Origin of the sequence: Okeania sp. SIO2F5 (genome assembly GCF_010692685.1) — a bacterium.
Classification (GTDB): Bacteria; Cyanobacteriota; Cyanobacteriia; order Cyanobacteriales; family Microcoleaceae; genus Okeania; species Okeania hirsuta.
Map to the genome: position 1 here is coordinate 1 of NZ_JAAHGU010000139.1, position 18,670 is coordinate 18,670.

15 protein-coding genes and 2 pseudogenes are annotated in these 18,670 nt (G+C 36.7%); 4 read left to right on the top strand and 13 right to left on the bottom strand.

Features of this window, described 5'->3' with window-relative positions; all coding sequences use genetic code 11:
- Window positions 1-138: 138 nt before the first annotated feature.
- From F6K27_RS27260 to F6K27_RS27295, 8 genes and pseudogenes are all read right to left on the bottom strand, one after another.
- Window positions 139-357 carry an NAD(P)H-quinone oxidoreductase subunit O gene (locus F6K27_RS27260; protein ID WP_287280102.1) on the bottom strand — a complete coding sequence of 73 codons (219 nt, stop codon included), beginning with the start codon at window positions 355-357 and terminating at the stop codon, window positions 139-141.
- Window positions 358-530: 173 nt separating this feature from the next.
- Window positions 531-1,439: a DNA-formamidopyrimidine glycosylase gene (locus tag F6K27_RS27265; RefSeq protein ID WP_287280104.1), complete on the bottom strand. Its 909-nt coding sequence runs from the start codon at window positions 1,437-1,439 to the stop codon at window positions 531-533.
- 163 nt (window positions 1,440-1,602) lie between these two features.
- Window positions 1,603-1,833, bottom strand: a complete 231-nt coding sequence (locus tag F6K27_RS27270; RefSeq protein ID WP_287280105.1) for a photosystem I reaction center subunit IV — start codon at window positions 1,831-1,833, stop codon at window positions 1,603-1,605.
- A 91-nt stretch (window positions 1,834-1,924) separates the two neighbouring features.
- Window positions 1,925-2,545, bottom strand: a complete 621-nt coding sequence (locus F6K27_RS27275) for a DUF6391 domain-containing protein (protein ID WP_287280108.1) — start codon at window positions 2,543-2,545, stop codon at window positions 1,925-1,927.
- Window positions 2,546-3,949: 1,404 nt separating this feature from the next.
- Window positions 3,950-4,675 (bottom strand): MORN repeat-containing protein, encoded by a 726-nt coding sequence (locus F6K27_RS27280; RefSeq protein ID WP_124155359.1) that lies wholly within the window; start codon window positions 4,673-4,675, stop codon window positions 3,950-3,952.
- Window positions 4,676-5,128: 453 nt separating this feature from the next.
- Window positions 5,129-5,233 (bottom strand): annotated as a pseudogene (locus F6K27_RS27285) (IS5/IS1182 family transposase); the annotation flags it as partial.
- Between the two features lie 41 nt (window positions 5,234-5,274).
- Entirely contained in the window at window positions 5,275-6,441 is a 1,167-nt protein-coding gene (locus F6K27_RS27290; protein ID WP_287279397.1) for a hypothetical protein, read from the bottom strand.
- Window positions 6,442-6,515: 74 nt separating this feature from the next.
- The gene (locus F6K27_RS27295) at window positions 6,516-7,127 is read right to left on the bottom strand and encodes a hypothetical protein (RefSeq protein WP_124147555.1); all 612 of its coding nucleotides are present in this window, start codon (window positions 7,125-7,127) and stop codon (window positions 6,516-6,518) included.
- Between the two features lie 559 nt (window positions 7,128-7,686).
- Between F6K27_RS27295 and gpmI the strand changes: the two genes are divergently transcribed.
- Together gpmI and secG are read left to right on the top strand one after the other, a co-directional pair.
- Complete coding sequence (gene gpmI, locus F6K27_RS27300) at window positions 7,687-9,285, top strand: 2,3-bisphosphoglycerate-independent phosphoglycerate mutase (RefSeq protein WP_287279398.1); 1,599 nt, start codon at window positions 7,687-7,689, stop codon at window positions 9,283-9,285.
- Between the two features lie 446 nt (window positions 9,286-9,731).
- A complete protein-coding gene (secG, locus tag F6K27_RS27305; protein WP_124147553.1) occupies window positions 9,732-9,965 on the top strand; it encodes a preprotein translocase subunit SecG in 234 nt (77 codons plus the stop codon).
- Between the two features lie 132 nt (window positions 9,966-10,097).
- Here secG and F6K27_RS27310 read toward each other — a convergent pair whose 3' ends face one another.
- The 5 genes from F6K27_RS27310 to F6K27_RS27330 all read right to left on the bottom strand — a co-directional run bounded on the left by F6K27_RS27310 (window position 10,098) and on the right by F6K27_RS27330 (window position 16,660).
- Window positions 10,098-10,919, bottom strand: coding sequence for a tetratricopeptide repeat protein (locus tag F6K27_RS27310; protein ID WP_287279399.1), 822 nt, complete (start codon window positions 10,917-10,919; stop codon window positions 10,098-10,100).
- Between the two features lie 252 nt (window positions 10,920-11,171).
- On the bottom strand, window positions 11,172-11,339 hold the full coding sequence (locus tag F6K27_RS27315) for a hypothetical protein (RefSeq protein WP_287279400.1): 168 nt from the start codon (window positions 11,337-11,339) through the stop codon (window positions 11,172-11,174).
- A gap of 60 nt (window positions 11,340-11,399) precedes the next feature.
- On the bottom strand, window positions 11,400-13,352 hold the full coding sequence (locus F6K27_RS27320) for a pentapeptide repeat-containing protein (protein ID WP_287279401.1): 1,953 nt from the start codon (window positions 13,350-13,352) through the stop codon (window positions 11,400-11,402).
- Between the two features lie 327 nt (window positions 13,353-13,679).
- Window positions 13,680-14,954, bottom strand: coding sequence for a HEAT repeat domain-containing protein (locus F6K27_RS27325; RefSeq protein WP_287279402.1), 1,275 nt, complete (start codon window positions 14,952-14,954; stop codon window positions 13,680-13,682).
- A 1,211-nt stretch (window positions 14,955-16,165) separates the two neighbouring features.
- Complete coding sequence (locus F6K27_RS27330) at window positions 16,166-16,660, bottom strand: bleomycin hydrolase (protein WP_287279403.1); 495 nt, start codon at window positions 16,658-16,660, stop codon at window positions 16,166-16,168.
- A 979-nt stretch (window positions 16,661-17,639) separates the two neighbouring features.
- On the opposite strand from F6K27_RS27330, the pseudogene F6K27_RS34090 reads away from it, so the two are divergent.
- Window positions 17,640-17,987: pseudogene (locus F6K27_RS34090) on the top strand (phycobilisome rod-core linker polypeptide); the annotation flags it as partial.
- A gap of 162 nt (window positions 17,988-18,149) precedes the next feature.
- Window positions 18,150-18,341: a phycobilisome linker polypeptide gene (locus F6K27_RS34095; protein WP_353736080.1), complete on the top strand. Its 192-nt coding sequence runs from the start codon at window positions 18,150-18,152 to the stop codon at window positions 18,339-18,341.
- Window positions 18,342-18,670: the final 329 nt, after the last annotated feature.

Consider the following 18,670-nt stretch of genomic DNA (forward strand, 5'->3'; position numbering starts at 1 on the left):
ATTTTTATACTACTCTTTATTGCTATATTTGAACATCAATTGATACTTGTTTAATTTGCTGTTGGCAATTCCCCTCCCGTTAAATCCCAGATTATAACGGGAGACCCCGAGACCGTATCAAGTTGGAAAAAGGTATTTCTACTTGAATTCTTCTAACTGGTCTAGTCGCAACCAGATATTTGGAGTCGGTACTTTGCCGAATTTGACAAAAGCGTAATCTCCTTTTGTATCAACAACTTCTCCCTTACTATCAAATATATAGGGAGGAAACCTTGTGTCACTAGCTTTGGCCTCTAAGCTATTTTCAAGTTTTTCTCGCACAACACGAACTACGCTACCTTTTTTAATGTTTGCCATATATTATTTCCATCTTTTGCATTTTCTGTTGAAATTCTAATACGGAATGAGATTGAATGACTCGACTTTGAGCCTAACACTGTAGAATACAAGCTTCTAAATTTATAGGGGACTGCCAAAATTTGGTTTTATCGCAAGAAGATTAAGTAGGAGCAGACAAATCTAAGCTTCTATTAGAGTTGTTGGCATTGAGGACAAAAATGAGTAGACCGACCCGCCAGTTTAATTTTCTCTAAAGAAGTATCACAAATTCTACATGGTTGACCAGCACGATTATAAACCCAAGCCACACCACCATAATTGCCATTAACTCCCTTAACATTTAGGAAGTTGCTGAATGTTGTACCACCTGCATCTATAGAGTTTTGTAATACTTTGAGTATAGCTAGATGAAGTTGTTCTATTTGAGTTTCTGTCAAATCTTTGCACAGAGTTGTTGGTCTAATACCACTGAGAAATAGCGCTTCATCAGCATAAATATTACCTAACCCAGCAATTGTTGTTTGGTCTAAAAGGGCTGTTTTAATTGCTCTATTTCTGTTGTTAAGTTTGTTGATAAAGTATTCTAGGCCAAATTCAGGAGAAAATGGTTCAGGACCTAGTTTTTTCAGACCAGTAATAATATGGGATACTTCTGTTGCGGCTGGTACTCTCCACATCTGGCCAAAAGTGCGTTGGTCTACAAATCTTAATTCATCAGTAGGATGACCTTCATTTCCTGAAGAGCGATCGCCAAAAAATATTCTCACTCGCGTGTGTTTATGTAGACTTTCTTCTGGTTTAACCCATAATAGTTGGCCTGTCATTCGTAAATGCACTCCTAACCAACCATCTTGGTTTTCTTTGAGCTGCGTAAGTTTTAGAATTTTTGTGTCCCACTTGTAGAGTTGGGCAAGTAAATATTTACCTCGTCTATGCCACCCCGCGATCGCTTTTCCCTGCAAATCGCCCAAAAAATCACCTACAGAAATTGGGTGGGCAACTGTGCGTTCTAACAACACTTCCCCACCCACTATTTTTTTATTGAGAGTCAGTTGATTGAGACCTCGTTTTACTATTTCTACTTCTGGCAGTTCTGGCACAGTGCTAACTATTTCTCACAGTATTAATTATTATATAGACACTGTAGAAATTTTTTCTAGTTAAGCATTAATCTGAGACATTTTTGGCCTATTTTTGTTTATTTAATTAGAATTGCTCAACTGAGGTTTTGCTATAGCTCTGGGTTCAAAGAATAGTTTGAGGCTAACTCTTTTTACCTTTAGGAGCTTCTACCTCTACTACTTCTTCGGTACCAAAGTTATTAGTGTTAACGCCAGCTGCACTACCACTAAAACCCGCATAATTTACTTTGTCAAAGCGAACAATAACAGGGTACTTGATGCCACTTTTGTCAACGGAAGCAACTGTACCAATCTCGTTATACCAGTAGGATTCTTTGCGTAAAATCCGAACTTTAGAACCACGTTGAACCATGAATTTTTTTTCCCTTAAAGTTTAAGAATGGTAAAACCGTCCTCTCATCCTATATCTTTTCAGTCTAAGATTTTTTTAAGTTTTGTTGCAACTAATTGAGCCAGGATACTTGAACAAAATGAGCTGGACGACCCCATACATCTTGAGTTACAGAAATATTTATCACTCTTAAATTGAAAGGAATACCAGTTGTTAAATATTTTTGGGCTAAATTACCTAGCTCTGGTGCTATTTGGATCGCTGCCGTAGCTGCAATGCCAAAACCTAAGAGTTGCTCAATTGGTTTCCTGGGCATCAGTGTATTTATACCTAGAGCCAATCCTAGAGTGAGAGTCATTGCTACTGATAAGTTTGTGCCACATCTAGGATGTACTGCCAAGTCCCATTCTCCAGAAGTAATTCGCTGCAATGCTACTTCTACTGCCTGCTCTAATTGAGATGGATTTACTGAACCATAAAGGTAAAATCCTTGTGGTGTAGACATTCCTCCAATTGATTCATCAGAGGATGTTGAATTTCCTGAGTTTGCTAATTCACTGAGTACCCAAACTGTAGCGTGTTCTAGCCCATGAACTTGTCTAATTGTCAATATTTCTTTTAAGCCAGGAATAAATTCTAGTTGTTGGAGAAAATCACTATCTTGTGTAGGGTGGGGGGCAAAATTAAAGGAAAATTGCTGGTTTCTAAAGGAAGTAGAGGTGCTTGCTTTCATGTTTTTTTAAATTGTTTGCTCTTAGCAATTAAATATTTCTATATTTTATACCTATACTCTTTTCTTCTTTTTAAGATGTATATACAAATCTTAATTTAAGCTGTGAGTTATTGTAGAGATTGAGAGAATAAAAAATAGTTAAATTTTTCAGAAAAATTTAGTGAATTATTTGAATGTCTAAAATTATTTTCTCATTCAACTTATAATCATTTTATCTGCTCTAATTCATAGTGCTAAATAAGTCTTACAAATTCAAGTTTTGTGCTTTCTAAATAGGGCTTGCTAATTAAATATAAAAGCATTTACAGGTAAAGGTTTTAGCTTTTTTACAGCGGAAAGAAGTACAACTTTTTAAGCTTGAGCGACCAAAAAGTTAAGATAAAGGGCAGAATAATTGCAGAAAAATCAAGGGTTGAAGAAGGAGACAGGAGACAGGAGACAGGAGACAGGAGGAAAATTACATGGGGATAGTCAACGAAGGGCCGCTCCGCGTCTACGCTCCCCCAAGTAATGCGTGAACACCCCCGTTGACGGTGGGGTATTAAACCCACAAAGAAAATGATAAAATATCCGACTACCTCCTCTAAATCTCCCATTCCTCCTGACTCCATTTCTCCTGACTTCCCCTCCTGGGAGGGGTTAGGGGTGGGTTGACTCCTACCTCATACCAAAAGACTTCCATAAGCAAACCCTATTTATAAATATAGCAGTCGAAACAAAGGGCGCGGACATTTACAGCATATTTCTGGCAAATGAGGTACAGGGTAAATGATGAAAATATTGTAGTGCGGGCATCTTGCCCGCGATGGATGTACCTCATAACAACGGGAAGCGCTGTATAAAGGCTCAAATGAGCGTCAGGGATTACTTTTAACTTCTGACTGTCAGATGTGCGTCTTACATTCTGAGGAAACCTTGCCAATTAGCACTTGATGCATGACTTTTGCCTAGCACGGAGCGCTATAAGTCCGCAAAAAGTGGGGATAATAAAGATATTTTGTGTCGAAGCGAAAGTAGATATTTTTTCATAACACTATGAAACAGCTCTGATATTACATAGTTCTGGCGTTGCTGAAGCACCTGTATGATATGAATTCTAATTACTTAAGAGTCAACCCACCCCTAACCCCTCCCAGGAGGGGAAGTCAAGAGTCAGGAGTCAGGAGGGAAGAAAGAAGAAGAAACCCCGAGTAGAAGGAGGAGGTTTTTTGCTCGCCCTCTTATCCGGACAAGATATCATACCTCAAATCAGCAACGCTATAGTTCTTAGAAGAACTTAGCCTTTTCGGCTATAGTTAACTGAACACCAAAAAGGCTTTGTTATTTCTTCATCTCCGTCCTATTGTGAATGAAAAATTCATCATTCACATATCACATATATAATAGTAGTATTTACTACTCTATTTATTCTTGTCTTTGACCATTACGGAATACTCCTGGAAATCTTTTTCCTTCAGCATCTATAATAATCCCTACACCATGAGGTATTCCTCCTCTTAATTCTCCTTGATAACGAATTCCATTAGGATATGTACAACTTCCTCTCCCATCTAGTTCTGAATTATAAAAATCTCCTTGACATCGTATGCCATCAGCACGAGTAAACACTCCTGGACCAAAAGGAGAACCTGCAAAGAAATCTCCCTCATAGCGATCGCCATTAGCATAAATAAATTGACCTTGACCAGTAGGCTGACTACTAATCACATTACTAGAGAGATTCTCCACTAAGTTAAATTCTCCGACAAAGCGATCTTGATTGGCAAAAGTAATTGTACCCGACCTAATTTGTCCATTTTGGAATACTCCTGTAACTCTGGAATCATCAGAGAATATAAAAGTACCCTGTCCATTAGGCAGACCATTCCGAAACTGTCCTTCGTAGCGATTACGATTAGCATAGACATATACACCACTTCCTTCTGGTCTTCCATTGACAAAATCTCCAGCATAATTATCTCCATTGGGATAATTGCATTTAACTCTGCCAGTAGGAGGGTTTCCTTCACAAAAAGGTGCTTCTGTTTGTTCTTGTGCCATTAAGGACTGAGGATGCCACATCAAAATTGTGTATCCCAGGCAAGAACCTGTTAATATCGCTATTTTTAGTTGTTTTATTGATAGCAGCATGGCCTATACTAAGCCTATTTATTAATTTAAAGAGTTTCTATTATTTCTTGATTCCATTATATCCATTATATACAGTTGCACAGAACTGTGGAAATTGATTCTAATTTTACTCCAGAATGTCTCAAGATACTTGATACTTCTTGCAAAAATATTTTATGCTATAATTTACAGATATTTTTTGTCTAAGTTGACTTGATAAGACAGGCAGAATTCCTCATTTTTTCTGAATAATTGATCTTAAGCGATCGCTCTCTAGCCAAATCATTAAAAATAGGCATACTAAAAAAGTTCACCTAATGATTAAAAGCTCAACCAACTAGAAATTTAATAGATTTTTTTTCAACTTAATTAGACAAATCCTAATTATAAATACCAGCTATTAAGTTGGATATTAACCTGAATCTCTTACCCCGATTTCGTTCAGGATTAGAATATGTTCTACTTTAATTCGTCCTGTTTTTGTCTTTTTTTAGGTCTTTCAATTTGACTTTCCATGAAATCCATTACTACCAGTTCTTCTTCAGCATAAATTTGACATAATTCTGTTTTTCCAGGCAGTCAAAATTAACGAAGAAATTTAATTAGAATAATTTATTTTTTTACTCCTCAGTTGTTGGCTGACTTCCTACCTCTTTTTGAATTTCCACACCACTTTGCTCAAACACGACAACTGGGTCAGCTCCTGTCTTAAAGTCCACTCGCTTTACCAATACCTTACCATTAGCTAGTCGTTGTCCAATTTTTACATATCTACTTGTAGGCTCTGTAGGAACCTTAACAATAATCTGCTTTTGATGTCCCACTTGCACAACTCCACTAACTTCTATACCGTCGGCAATAGTTGTATCTGGTGGCGGTGGTGGTGGTGGTGGTGGTGGCGGTGGTGGAGGTGGTGGTGGTGGAAAGCCTGGCCCTCGCCACTGAGGAGGCGGGGTTGACTCTATTGGCAGTTCTGGTAAACCTGGTACTTGTTGAGTAGATGAACTGGGCAACTCTGGGGGTTTTGGTGGAGATGGTGGCTCTTGAGATTGTGATTGTTGTGTAGTACCTGGAGGATGAGCTGCAACTTTTGTATTATTATTTTTTCCTGACTGAGTATTGTTTTGTGATGCTGCTTGTTTGTTTGTATTTTGCGGTAGCTTACTGTTGGGCGTTTGCCTTGATGGAGGGGATGATTGAGCTGAACTTGAATTTTGTCTGTTTGTGGCAGATGGCTGTTGTGAATTTTGTTGTTGAGGAACTTGGTTTGAGTCTGTCCCTTGGTTTGTTCTGGTTGCAGTTGACTCTGGTTCCCTCCAAGAGGAAGGGGATTTAGTTTCTGGTAGAGTTGGAATATTTGGTACTTGCTGACTATCTAATTCAGGAAGTTGGGTAGATACAGAATCTCCTGTTTGATTCGATCTCCGACTTGGTACTGGAATAGTTGGTAAATTTGAGAAGGGGTCTCTGGTCTCTGGAATGCTTGAAATAGAAGTAGGTGTTTGAGTTTGAACTTCTTGTTGGAGGGATTTTGTTCTTTCATTCGGGTCTGTAGACCTAATTAAATCTTTTGCCGTCTCTGACTTTTGGGGAATATCTGGAGATGGGAAAGGTTCGTCAACAGCAAGAATTTGAGAAGGAGATTCAGGAGGGTCTATGGGAGTAGGAGAAGATTCTGGAGTATTGGCAGTAGAACTGTTTCCTCTGTTAAAAAATGGTAGAGATTCACATCCACTTATCCAAACTGATAGTAACCCCGCTCCTAATATTAGTAGAAATTTACGCATTGCTAGTTCCGAAAAGCCTAATATTGTCAAGGGTAGCAAAAATTTAGCAAAATCATACTACCTTTGCGATAAAGTTAACAACCATGTTCTACAAATGAGTTTTCGAATGGTGAAGTATTAGGTAATGGTCTTCTTCGTCTTTGTTGAGCAACAATTGGACTATCATCGCTAGGTACTATCCTTCTCACATTTTGTTGCCAAGTAGTGGGTGCTGTAGTTTCAGGAAGGGTAGGTAGACCAGGTAGTTGTTGGCCTTGTATTTCTGGCAATTGGGCTACGGAAGATTCTTCTGGTGCTAATTCTGGTACTGGTATTTCAGGAACAACAGAAAATGGGTCTCTACCTGTGGGAACAGATATTGTTTGAGAAGGTTGAATTGTAGTATCATCTACCTCATTTCCTAAGTTTTGCTGTAAAACTTTTTCTCTTTCCTCTGGGTCGGTAGATTGGATCAAGTTAGCAACTGTATTGGACTTTTCTGGAACTTCTGCTGATGGAATAGTCGATTGTGATTGTGAATCAGAAGATGGAGAATCTGGAACTTGAGCTAGGATTTGGTTAGAAAAACTGGCAGAATCTGATAATGCCATTAATTGCATATCTTCATCATTAAGTGCTACAGATTCACCTCTAAGTATCCAGAAAGCTAATATTCCTATGCTGACGAAATACAATACTTTGTTCATTTGAGATTTTGTTTATGTTGATAAATTTTACAATAGTTTTAAGATCAAAAATACCATCGTTGCTACTCTAAGTATCACATTTTTAAGTTTTTTTGATCGACTTTCAATAACTATAGCGTCAAGCCAATCTTAATTGTGAACTAGTTATCCCAAAATTCAATGCTTAAAAAAAATCAGGATATTTGTTTCTACTACTTTATTTTGTTTAAAAATTTGTTTTTTGACAATAAATTTATTAAAAAAAAATTAAATTTCCCATCATTAATTGGTTTATAGTGAGTTATATTTTTCTCTAGTTGCCTTCTCAAGGTATTCCCTTTTACCTCCCTTTATCATCAAATTTATGTGAATCTAATTTAATATTAGATATTAATAAAATTCATCTAAAGTAAAATCAAGAAATAATTTGAATGATATAGTAACTTCAGCTAAACTTTTCAACAAGACTGGTCTACTTAATTAGTAGACATTAATAGAGATTAGATAAAAATCTACTCAATTGTAGTATGTTGAATTTAGTCATTATAGAACCGAGATTAGGTATCAAAGGTAAAAAATCATGGGAACAGTTTCTATATCTCCGGTTGTACTAATTATTCTAGATGGTTGGGGTTATCGAGAAGAAAAAGAAGGAAATGCGATTGCTGTTGGTGAAACACCTATAATTGATAGCCTTTGGCAAGCATATCCTAGAACCTTGATTCAAGCTTCTGGCAAAGCAGTAGGTTTGCCAGAAGGTCAAATGGGTAACTCGGAGGTCGGTCACTTAAATATTGGTGCGGGGAGAATTGTACCCCAGGAGTTGGTAAGAATATCTGATGCTGTAGAAGATGGGTCAATTGCTCAAAATCAAGATCTTGAAAAATGTTGTCAAGATATTAGTGAGCGTAATTCCAAACTACATTTAGTGGGTTTATGTTCCCCAGGAGGAGTTCATTCTCATGTAAACCACTTATTAGGTTTACTGGATATGGCTAAAGCAAAAGGAATTTCTGATGTTTGTATTCATGCTATTACTGATGGACGTGATACAAACCCAAAATCAGGAGTTCAGGTACTCAAACAAATAGAATATCACATTAATCAAAGTGGTGTAGGACGAATTGCAACTATTAGTGGTCGCTACTATGCAATGGACCGGGATAAACGATGGGATAGAATTCAAAAAGCTTATGAAGTGATGACCAAAGACGGTTATGGAGTTGGTTGTTCTGCTTCTGATTTACTACAAAAGTCTTATACTGAAGGTATAACAGATGAATTTGTAATCCCAGTTAGAGTATCCCCAGGAGCTATAGAACCTGGAGATGGAGTAATATTCTTTAATTTTCGTCCTGATCGTGCCCGTCAATTGACTCAAGCTTTTGTAGATCCAGATTTTAATGGGTTTGAGCGCCAACAAATTCAACCATTGACATTTTTAACTTTTACTCAATATGACCCTAGTTTATCTGTCTTAGTGGCTTTTAAGCCTCAAAACTTAAATAATATTCTCGGACAAGTAATTTCTCAGCATGGTCTACGCCAACTCCGCACCGCTGAAACTGAAAAATATGCTCATGTAACTTACTTTTTCAATGGAGGTTTAGAACAACCATTTGAGGGAGAAGACCGAGAATTGATTCAAAGTCCAATGGTTGCTCATTATGATGAAGCACCAGAAATGTCAGCTAAAGAAGTAACAGAAGTAGCGATCACTGCTGTGGAAAAACAAATCTATTCTCTAATTGTGATTAATTATGCTAACCCTGACATGGTAGGTCATACTGGGGTTATGGATGCGGCAGTAAATGCAGTTAAGACAGTTGACTATTGTTTAGGACAACTTTTAGATAGTATTAGTAAAGTAGGTGGCACAGCAATAATTATTGCTGACCATGGTAATGCTGAATATATGTGCGATGAACAAGGAAGTCCTTGGACAGCTCACACTACAAATCCTGTGCCATTTATACTCATAGAAGGAGAGGGACGAAAAATTCCCGGTCATGGCACTAAAGTGCCTTTACGACGAGATGGGTGTTTAGCAGATGTAGCACCAACTATTTTGGAGATTTTACAGTTGCCCCAGCCTCCTGAGATGACTGGAAGGTCAATAATTGAAAATGCCGGATATGATATTCAACAAAATCGTACTCCTGTGCGAATGGGTTTGTAGTCAGCTAGTTAGACAGGAGGCAGTTCAACAATTAATAATTAATAATTAATAATTAATTATTACCTCTCCTTTAAAACAAGAGGATTGACTCAAAGGAAAATTTTTCTTTTTATCACATTATAAAGAGGAGGCTTTAAACCACAATTTTTCGGTAATGGAAAACAAAAGGAGATTTTTAAAGAAGTGGTCAGCTTTTCCTGCGGAATGCTGCGCAAACAGCGATCGGTAAGTTTTTTTTGAGACTTCCTCGGATAGCGGAGCATTCCGGAACGGAAAGGAGATTTCAACTCCTCCGAAGGCCATCCTGCTGATAAGCAGCCAGGGATTTTTACCCAGAGCTGCTATAAGCTGATAGCTAGTTACACTTCTAAGTCAAGCTTTGTTTTCTAAAAATTATCTCCCTCAATATCAGTGAAATTATTGGATTTTTTAACGAATTAAAAATTATGAATGTTGTTCAACTTGCAGAAATTATCTGGATTATATCGGCTATCGGTATTGTTGTATTTGTCTTGTTACACAGCCCCAAAGGTGATGGAATTGGTGGTATTGGTGGACAAGCTCAATTGTTTACTAGCACCAAAAGTGCAGAGATAACCTTGAATAGGATTACTTGGACTTTTTCTGTACTTTTTATGGGTTTAACCATACTTCTTAGTGCAGGGTGGTTACCACAGTGATAAGAATTTAGAATTTAGAATTTAGAATTTAGAATTCAGAACTAAATTTGAAGGTTTGATAATGTTCTAACTATCCTAGCGACTACTATACATTCCCAGACAAATGTCTGGGAAACAAGTAAATTTAGCCAACTATTTTAGGTTAATAAACTTTTCCAAATTATTAACTAATGTAGGAGGCCAACGACGAATATTAGCTACCCAATCAAGGTCTTGATAACGGGGATCTAATCCTACAGCAGCTACCCAGTTACTTTCTGCTTCTCCTTTTTTGCCTTGTTCCCAAAGACAAGCAGTTAATGCTGCCCGCATATCAGCAAAGTTAGGATATTTACGAACCAGACTTTTTATAGTTTTTACTGCTTCTTGAGTTTGTCCAATTTGGTAAAGAGCTAGAGAATAATTGGCACGAGCAAAGGCATATTCAGAAGCTAATTCACTAGCTTTTTTGTAATCTTCGGTCGCTTTTTCCCATTCTTCTAGTCCTCCTTCTGCATTGCCACGGTTATTGTAGGCAATTGGATCTTCAGGGTCTAATTCTATAACTTGATTATAATCAGCGATCGCCTCTGACCATTTGTTGAGTCTTTCATAAGCAATACCACGATTTAGATAAGGGTCGGGAGCATTAGGAAAAATTTCTATTGCTTTTTGATAATCAGATATTGCCTCTTCTATTTTATTTTGGCTAAGTCTAATATTACCTCTGTTGCTCCAGATCGCTGGATTATCGGGATATTGTTCTAGGATTTGAGTCCATAATTGTTCGGCGTTGGCAAAGTCACCGTTATTACTGGCATTTAAGGCTTGATTAAATAGATTGTCTAATTCTTCTAATTGAGTGGGGGTAATATTCTGTGGTTGAGTGGCAGCTATTACAGTTACTGGGTTGCTCAAGCAAAATACAGATAATAAAAGGATTGTTATGAAAAGTTTGCGAATTAAGTGTGGCATATTGATAATTTGTTTATAGTATTAAAAAGATAAATAGTATCACATTGTCTGACGCTTCAATTATTCTATATTAGTAGGTAATGATTTTAAACTTTTATTATATAGTAATTTGTTTAATTTCCTGTAATATTATTGTTAATAAAGGAATTATTAGTTTAATTTCCAGAAAAGTTACTTGTTATTTTGATTGTGAGTAATACTAAGTTTGTTAAAAATATGGAAGAGCTTGCTCCTCATAATTAGTGACTGATTTTATGGTTCAATCCAACCTTGAAAAGCTGCTACTAAAATATTAGCTACTGGATTATCTAGAGCTTCTTTGAATGCTTCTGTTCCTACTGATTTTAATGCTCCTATGACTCGCTGTTTTAATGTGGGGTTATTTTCTACAATTTCAATAGCTTGGGTAACAACTGCCATTTGACCTGCTGTGGTTTCTGTAGGGTTTGACTGTTCTAATTGTTTGAGAAGTTGTTGAATTTATGCTGCTGTTTCAGCTAATGTTTTTTGTTGAGCTTCATAAATATTTCGAGCAATTTTTGAGTCTTTAATTTCTCCTTGGCTACCAGCTAAACCATAAATTTCTCCTGTGTTGCCAACTGCACCACGAATTTCTCCGTCTTTTCCAATTCCATAGTTTTCTCTAATATCAATTTGATTTCCACTACCTTCTGACATATTTGTACTTCCTTCATTACTATAATTTTCTATATTAACACCACCAGACCGATTAACAGTTGTATCTACCCAAGCTGTTAGTTGTCTAATTTGTTTATCCTTCTCTGCTAAAAGCAGTCGAACTTGCTCCGATGGAAGAGCTGTCGTTTCGTTATAAGTCTGAAAATATTCAGAGTGTAAAACTGAATGGTCAGCTTGGGGTGTCGTTTCAGCTTTTATCAATAATCCCTCATCATTCTTACCCCGTATTTCCATAGAACGCATTCTTAATTCTGCTTCTGGATGGTCTTCTTGTAGCTTCCGAAATGAGTATGCAACTATTCGAGGGTCTACTGCTTGGTTGTGATAGAGGTCTAGTGTCTCTACCATCGGAGTAATAAAATTCACAAATTCACCTTCCTCAAAAATCTTTTCCCAATCAGCAGGTTGACGGCGAGGATTATCATTAAGACTCTCTTCAGGAGTAAGTTTCAGAAATTCAGGTCGTTGATCAGGGGGAAGACGCATATATACATAATCACATTTGATACCATCTAGTTTAGTTCTCGTAGTTATCCCCCAATCCTCAAGAAAAGCTCCGGTTAAAGTTGCACCTGTGAGGTCAGCTTGGTCTAGAAATGTTCCTACTAACTTAGCACGGGAAAGGTTAGTATCTTGAAGGTTGGCTAAGTTGAGATTCGCTTCTATGAAACTGGCATTAGTTAGGTTTGCTCCCTGGAGATTGACTCCTTGAAGGTCGTTAAAGCGATTGAAGTTCTGATTTTCTCCTTTACCTGTTCTAACTAACTCTCTGACTTTAGGCTCTTTTAGATAGGTTGTTCCTGGTCGTATGCGGTCTAGTTTTATAGTGTTTTTCCAACAAGTACGGGTTATGTTAGCTCCTCTAAAATTTGTACTTTTGAGAGTAGCATTTGTGAAGTCAGCATCAGTTAAATTTGCATCTCTGAAAGATGTTCCACATAAGGCAGCAAAAGCAACAGCTATATTATGAAGAAAAGTGTATTTGTCATCTTCTTTCATCCCTCGATCAGCAAAGTAACTACTTAATAGTGTCTGGAATAAGGTTGCGACGAAGGCTACGTCAAAGGAATAGGCAAAGGTTGCGACAACCTTTGCTGCAAAGGCAATGGCAATGGCTATGACAAAGGCAATGGCAATGGCAAAGACTATGGCTATGACTCCAGCTACCGCAAAAGCTCCGGCTAGGGCGACGGCAAAAACTCCGGCTCCAGCTACGGCAAGGGCTACAACTACTGCTCCGGCGACGGCGACGGCTTTGGTTATGCCTAAGTATCCGGCTATGACAAAGGCTACGGCTACACCGAAAGCCCCAGTTACAGCTACTGCGAAGGCTTCGGCTGAGTTTTCTACTCCTTTATAAATAAACATTATCCAGGGTAGAATAGTTAAAATTAGGTACAACCAACCAAAAACTTGATTTTCTATACGACTTGAATCAAATATTAGTAATATCAGAGCTGAAGTGAATAGATTCAAAAAAGCTGATAGACCAACTAAAACAAAAACACCAACAAGCAAAACTACCACCCAACGCTTTTGTAAACCTGCCCTAGCTCCCTGAAATTTAGCACCGCTCAGATTCGCTCCTCGAAAATTAGTACCTCGAATATCCGCCCCACTAAAATCTGCTCCTGACAAATCTTCTCCCTCAAAAGATAGACCTCTAAGACTAACACCTTGGAAATCTCGTCTACCTTTTTCATCTTCCTGCAATATCTCACGCGCTCTCATCATTAGTATTTCTGGAAAATTGAGAATTTAGGGTCACTTAGGTCGATACATAAAGTCAAAAGTCAAAAGTAAAATTTTAGAGGTTTCAAACCTCAACCGAGAGGTTTTAAAGGCCAAACGAAAGGTTCCAAACCTTAACTGCTGTTAGCTAAAGGCTAATTTTATAGACTATCCTAGACAAATATCTACAAAATTTCTAAGTTATCATACTTCTAATCTCTGTTAATATTATTAGGACTTACACAGAGACTAAATATATAGCTTTCAAAACTATAACGTTATAGTTTTTAGACTCTATATATATTACCTTTGCGTAAGTCCTGCTCCCGATCAAATCATATTTTTTGCTTTAGCCTGAATCAATAAATCTGAATCATTAGCAACTAAATCACCAGCTTGACTATCCCCTAACTGCTTTAACCCCAACAAACAAGCATATTTCAAGTCAAAAATTCTCGTATTACTAATAGTCTCCCTAAGCAAAGATATAACCCTCTCATCTCCTAAATTAGCCAAAGCAAGAGCAGCAGCACCACGAGACTTCTGAAACTGAGGCGCTTTGTTATCCAGTGCTTCTACCAATAAATCATAACCATCAAAATATTTCAGCCAACCTAAAAGTTTAACTACATGATAGTGAGCACCATAATCATTATGAGCGCTTTCTGCAAAGGTTGCCATTAATGCTGCACCTGCAACCTCTGGATAAGTCTCTAAAAGGGTTTTGCCAGCTAAATAACACCTACCAAAATCTGTACTGTATAATTCTTTAATGGAAAATTCTAAAGTGGGGGTTTGGTCGTATTCATGGACTAATTCTAAATCATTGGGATGGTCACGAACGACCAAATCTAAATAGGGTTCGATCTGAGCAAAATTAATCTCACCTGTAGGAATACCTGTTCCTGCTAGGAGTCTAATTCCTCGGAGACGAAAAACCATGGAAACAGGGCATTTAGCAATATTAGGAATAGATGGATAATATTTAGTATCGATTAGGTCTTGAATACAACCCCGTCTAGCATTAACATTTGAGTGTTCTAAAAATTCTACCACTTTTGTCATCTGGGAATAATCCCCTGTTAAACGGCAAACAGTAGCGATCGCTGCACTAGCAATAGGTTCGTCATCAGATGCTGTAAATTGTTGAATCTTATTTATTGCAGGTTTATAGTTAAATTTTCCTAACACCTGAATAATCAAACGATAACTTTGACCAGGTTTTTCCAACAACTGAGCAATTTCTGCAAGAATTTCTAGATCTTCAGTTCCTATTTCCCCAATTGCCCAGACAGCATTTTCTACAGTGTAACAGTCTTCGTCTCCTAAGCAAGCTCTAATTGCAGGCAGTGCTGATGTTGCATTTAAACGTCCCAATGTTTCGACCGCTTTACGTCTAGCAATTTTATGTTCTAGAACTGGGTTTGTATCTTGTAGAGTTTTGATTAAGACATTGATTGAACGTTCACTGGGAAAGTTAACTAAATGACTTGCTGCAATATAACGATCGGATTTATCTTCTAATTCTTCGATTGGTGTTTCTAGTAAAGCAATTGCTTTTTCTTCACTTAATCCGGGGAATATATTCAAAAAACGCTTATCCATTTTCTCTAGTGTTAATTACAATCAACAATTAGTTTCTTGAATAGATCGTACAGCAGTTTGCGACAGAAGCATAGACTGAAAGCTTTCAGTGTCAGTTTATATCATTCGTAAAGTTATGAGGTAGTAGGTGTAAATTCAAGATATAACACTAGAAACGGAGCATAAATTGGGGATATTTCTTCAAGAGAGCTTCAATAGAAAATTTTTATTATACTTAATCATTCGGACATGGTTTTATGAACCTCTTCCATTATTTTTGATAGGGTTATTTATTGAGGTTAAATGTGTTTAAAAAGCTTAATTATTATTTTTTTTAAACATCAAAACATTTAGTGTTTTTAACAAAAATATTATTACTGGAATAAGTTCATGTTAAAAACAAAAAATAATGCCACATTTATTTTACAAAAGCTTAAAGTTGAACGAGAGAGTAAAATAGCAATTTTATATGAAAAATAGCACAAGGAAGAAGGAAAAAATCTGGCGTTGTCTGAGTTTTATGCTTTTGATATGTCCGTGCCCTTTGCTTCGAGTTCGATACAAGTAATATCAAATCCGCTGTAATAAGGAGATATTAACAAAAATAAAAACCCTTCTCGATCAAGATTTGGACACTTAGATAACTACCCTATAATCATCGAATTTGCTATAATTAGGCATTGCAAAGTGACCAGTGATTTGATATTTTTGATTGATTTTGATTTTGGATTTAAGAATTGCTAAGAATGATTAATATTAGATTTTTTTAGTCAAAGTATAAACCAATTTTTTGCAGTATCATTCCATAATATGCAACCCCAGTAGACATCTCCTCCACGCATAGGGAGTAGGCAGCTTTGCTGTAGGCAGTAGGGAACCCACCCCTAGCCCCTCCCCCTCCCAGGAGGGGAAATAATTGATAATTTATGTGTGAGAATTGATTTGATTTTTTATTATCACGCCTATGTCTAGTAGTTATACCAATTTGAAAAAAGAATGTTACGAATAGTAAGAGGAATAAAAAGACAAATGCAGGATATTCCCTTTGACAAAAAGGATGATTTCCGAGCTAAAAACTGGTATTGAAGCAATTCCCATACGGATCCTGACTCCTGACTCCTAAGAAATAGCCTAACCATTTGTAGCAAACATTTATCAAATTGGTATTATATTATCTCCCCATCTCCCGATCATCATTTGTAGTCACCACAGTATTTATGCAGCGACACTGGTTAGGAGAAGGAATCAATTAAATAATCTAGATAAACCCAAAATTCTGCTAAAGCTTGAGGAGACATATCTCTGGGGGAACAAGCACGATTCCGTGTATATTGAAGTGCGCTAACATAAGGCGCAGTAGGCAAATTGAGGGCGCGGTAAACTTCGCGCTGGCCAGTAATAGCCCAATCATCCAGAGGAGCAGTACTACCAACTACTAGACAATAATTAATTAGCCTCAGATAATGACTCAGGTCACGATAACATTTTTCGATCTTAACTTGAGAATCACAAGGTCCGCCAGGTTTGGTAAGATCGGGGTACTTTCTAAATACCCATTCACTAGCTTCTTTTGTCACAGCATCAATACGAGCAGCCAGCTTTTCTGCTGCTTCTATACGAGCATAAGTACGTTTTAGACCGCCTCGAATACACTCTAGATCGGAGTAGTTAGGAAAACGCTCTGCTATGTCAGCAGCAGTAATTACAGTTGAAATAAATGACTTCATTATTTTTTTTATAGCAAATGAAGCAAAAATTAGGAGAGAATAAATGAATAGTAAATAGAAAAAAACGAGATAAACTACAGCTATATTTTTTTTTCATCACCTAATCTATACTTCAACTACTTCTAAAGCTTTTGTAGAGATATTATATCAAAATACTTCAGTTTTTTTATAGACTAAATAAAATCATATTTTCTCTTAAATATAATATATATAACCATGTAAAATCACTACCCAATTATGTTATTTTTTGTAATTTAATCTACCATAAAATCAATATATTTTTTTATTATGAAATAAATTAAAATTTCAGTTTTTTGACATAAATAGTCTGCCTAGACATTGATTTTTAACAAAATTAATATTCTGAATAATCTCTTAGATTAATTTCCATCAAGCTCTTATTCAGAGGTTATGTGTTCATAAAAATTATCCAAGTTATTTTGAGAAAGTTGTTTTTTTAAAACCTTTAGTTTTCGATACTCTCTATAACCTAAAGCAATAGAGATTTATCATGAAGTTAATATTTTATTCTGCAAATTTGTCAAGCAATCAAGGAAAAAAGTAATATAAATTAACTTTTAAGTCCTGATAGTTTAGTTTATTGATCGGCTAAAAATTATTTAAATTCTATATTTCCTTATATTCAATCAAGAACTGTTTTAACCAGGGGTAATTATCCATTATTAATGAAATCTGTCACACCCTGCGGGGTCGCACTGCTGTTCCCTTTGACAAAAATTAGATATATGGTTTTAAAAGCAAAACAATTTATTATATCAAGTTAGGTGTACAGAAACTATAAAGCGCGGACATAATATGATTCTAAATAAAGTTTTATTACTTTGTTTCTCATAAATGGGATTTTAAACTGCTAGTGCTTTATATACTTAATCAGTGACTATATTTAAGTCATATATTTTAGAATTAGCTTTACTAAGGAGAATTCAATGCTTGACGCTTTTTCCAGAAAGGAGAGCTAGAACAGATCATCAGGGCAGTTTATAAGCAGGTACTAGGAAATCAGTATCTCATGGAAGGCGATCGCCTCTCTAGTGCTGAGTCTCTACTCCGTAATGGCGATATTACAGTTCGTGAATTTGTTCGGAGTGTGGCTCAATCAAGTCTTTATCAATCACTCTTTTTTCACTCTTCGTCTCAGTACCGCTTTATTGAGTTAAACTTTAAGCATTTATTAGGTCGTCCTCCTCAAGGGCAGGAGGAAATTTCTGAGCACGTTCAGACTTATAACGAACAAGGATACGAAGCTGAGATTAACTCGTACATTGATAGTGACGAGTATATCCAGAGTTTTGGCGATAATACTGTACCCTATCCACGCAGTATTCGTTCAGTTGTTGGGCTGAAAAACGAAGCATTCAACCGGATGTTTTCTCTATTACGCGGCTCTGCGACTAACGATAGCGATAAACGTGCCCAATTAATTTCTTCTGTAGCTGCTAATTTATCAACTCCTATAAAGCCACTGGCAATGGGCAATGGAGCTTCTTATGGTAATACAGAAAAGCGCTTCACAATAGCGTTTTCTACCTCTCAAGCTCCTGCTAGATTGGGCAAGCTCAGTAGTCAAGAATGCGTAGTCAAATACAGCCAAATGTCTAAGATACTTCAAAACATCCAGAAAACAGGCGGAAAAATTATCAGTATTAGCGAAGTTGCTTAATGGGACTTACACAAAATAGAAGTAGAAAATAGGCTCAAATATAGACAGGAAAAGACTTTGATGTCAAAAAGGCATAAATCCTTAATTACTAAGGGTTCTAGGCATTTTTAGGGCATTGACGTAATTTCCTGATCTAGACCAACACGAGCGCCATTTTTCGACCTAAAAATGTTTAAGTCCCATTTAATGCCTTTAGTTTTTTTTACCTAAACGCATCAGAAGGCCAGCACTATAATCTATGATGAGCGTGTCTGGATGAATGATGCGTGTATAATTATGATTCGATGTCATCATTAGACACAAATATTAATAGTTTATCCAGTATACAT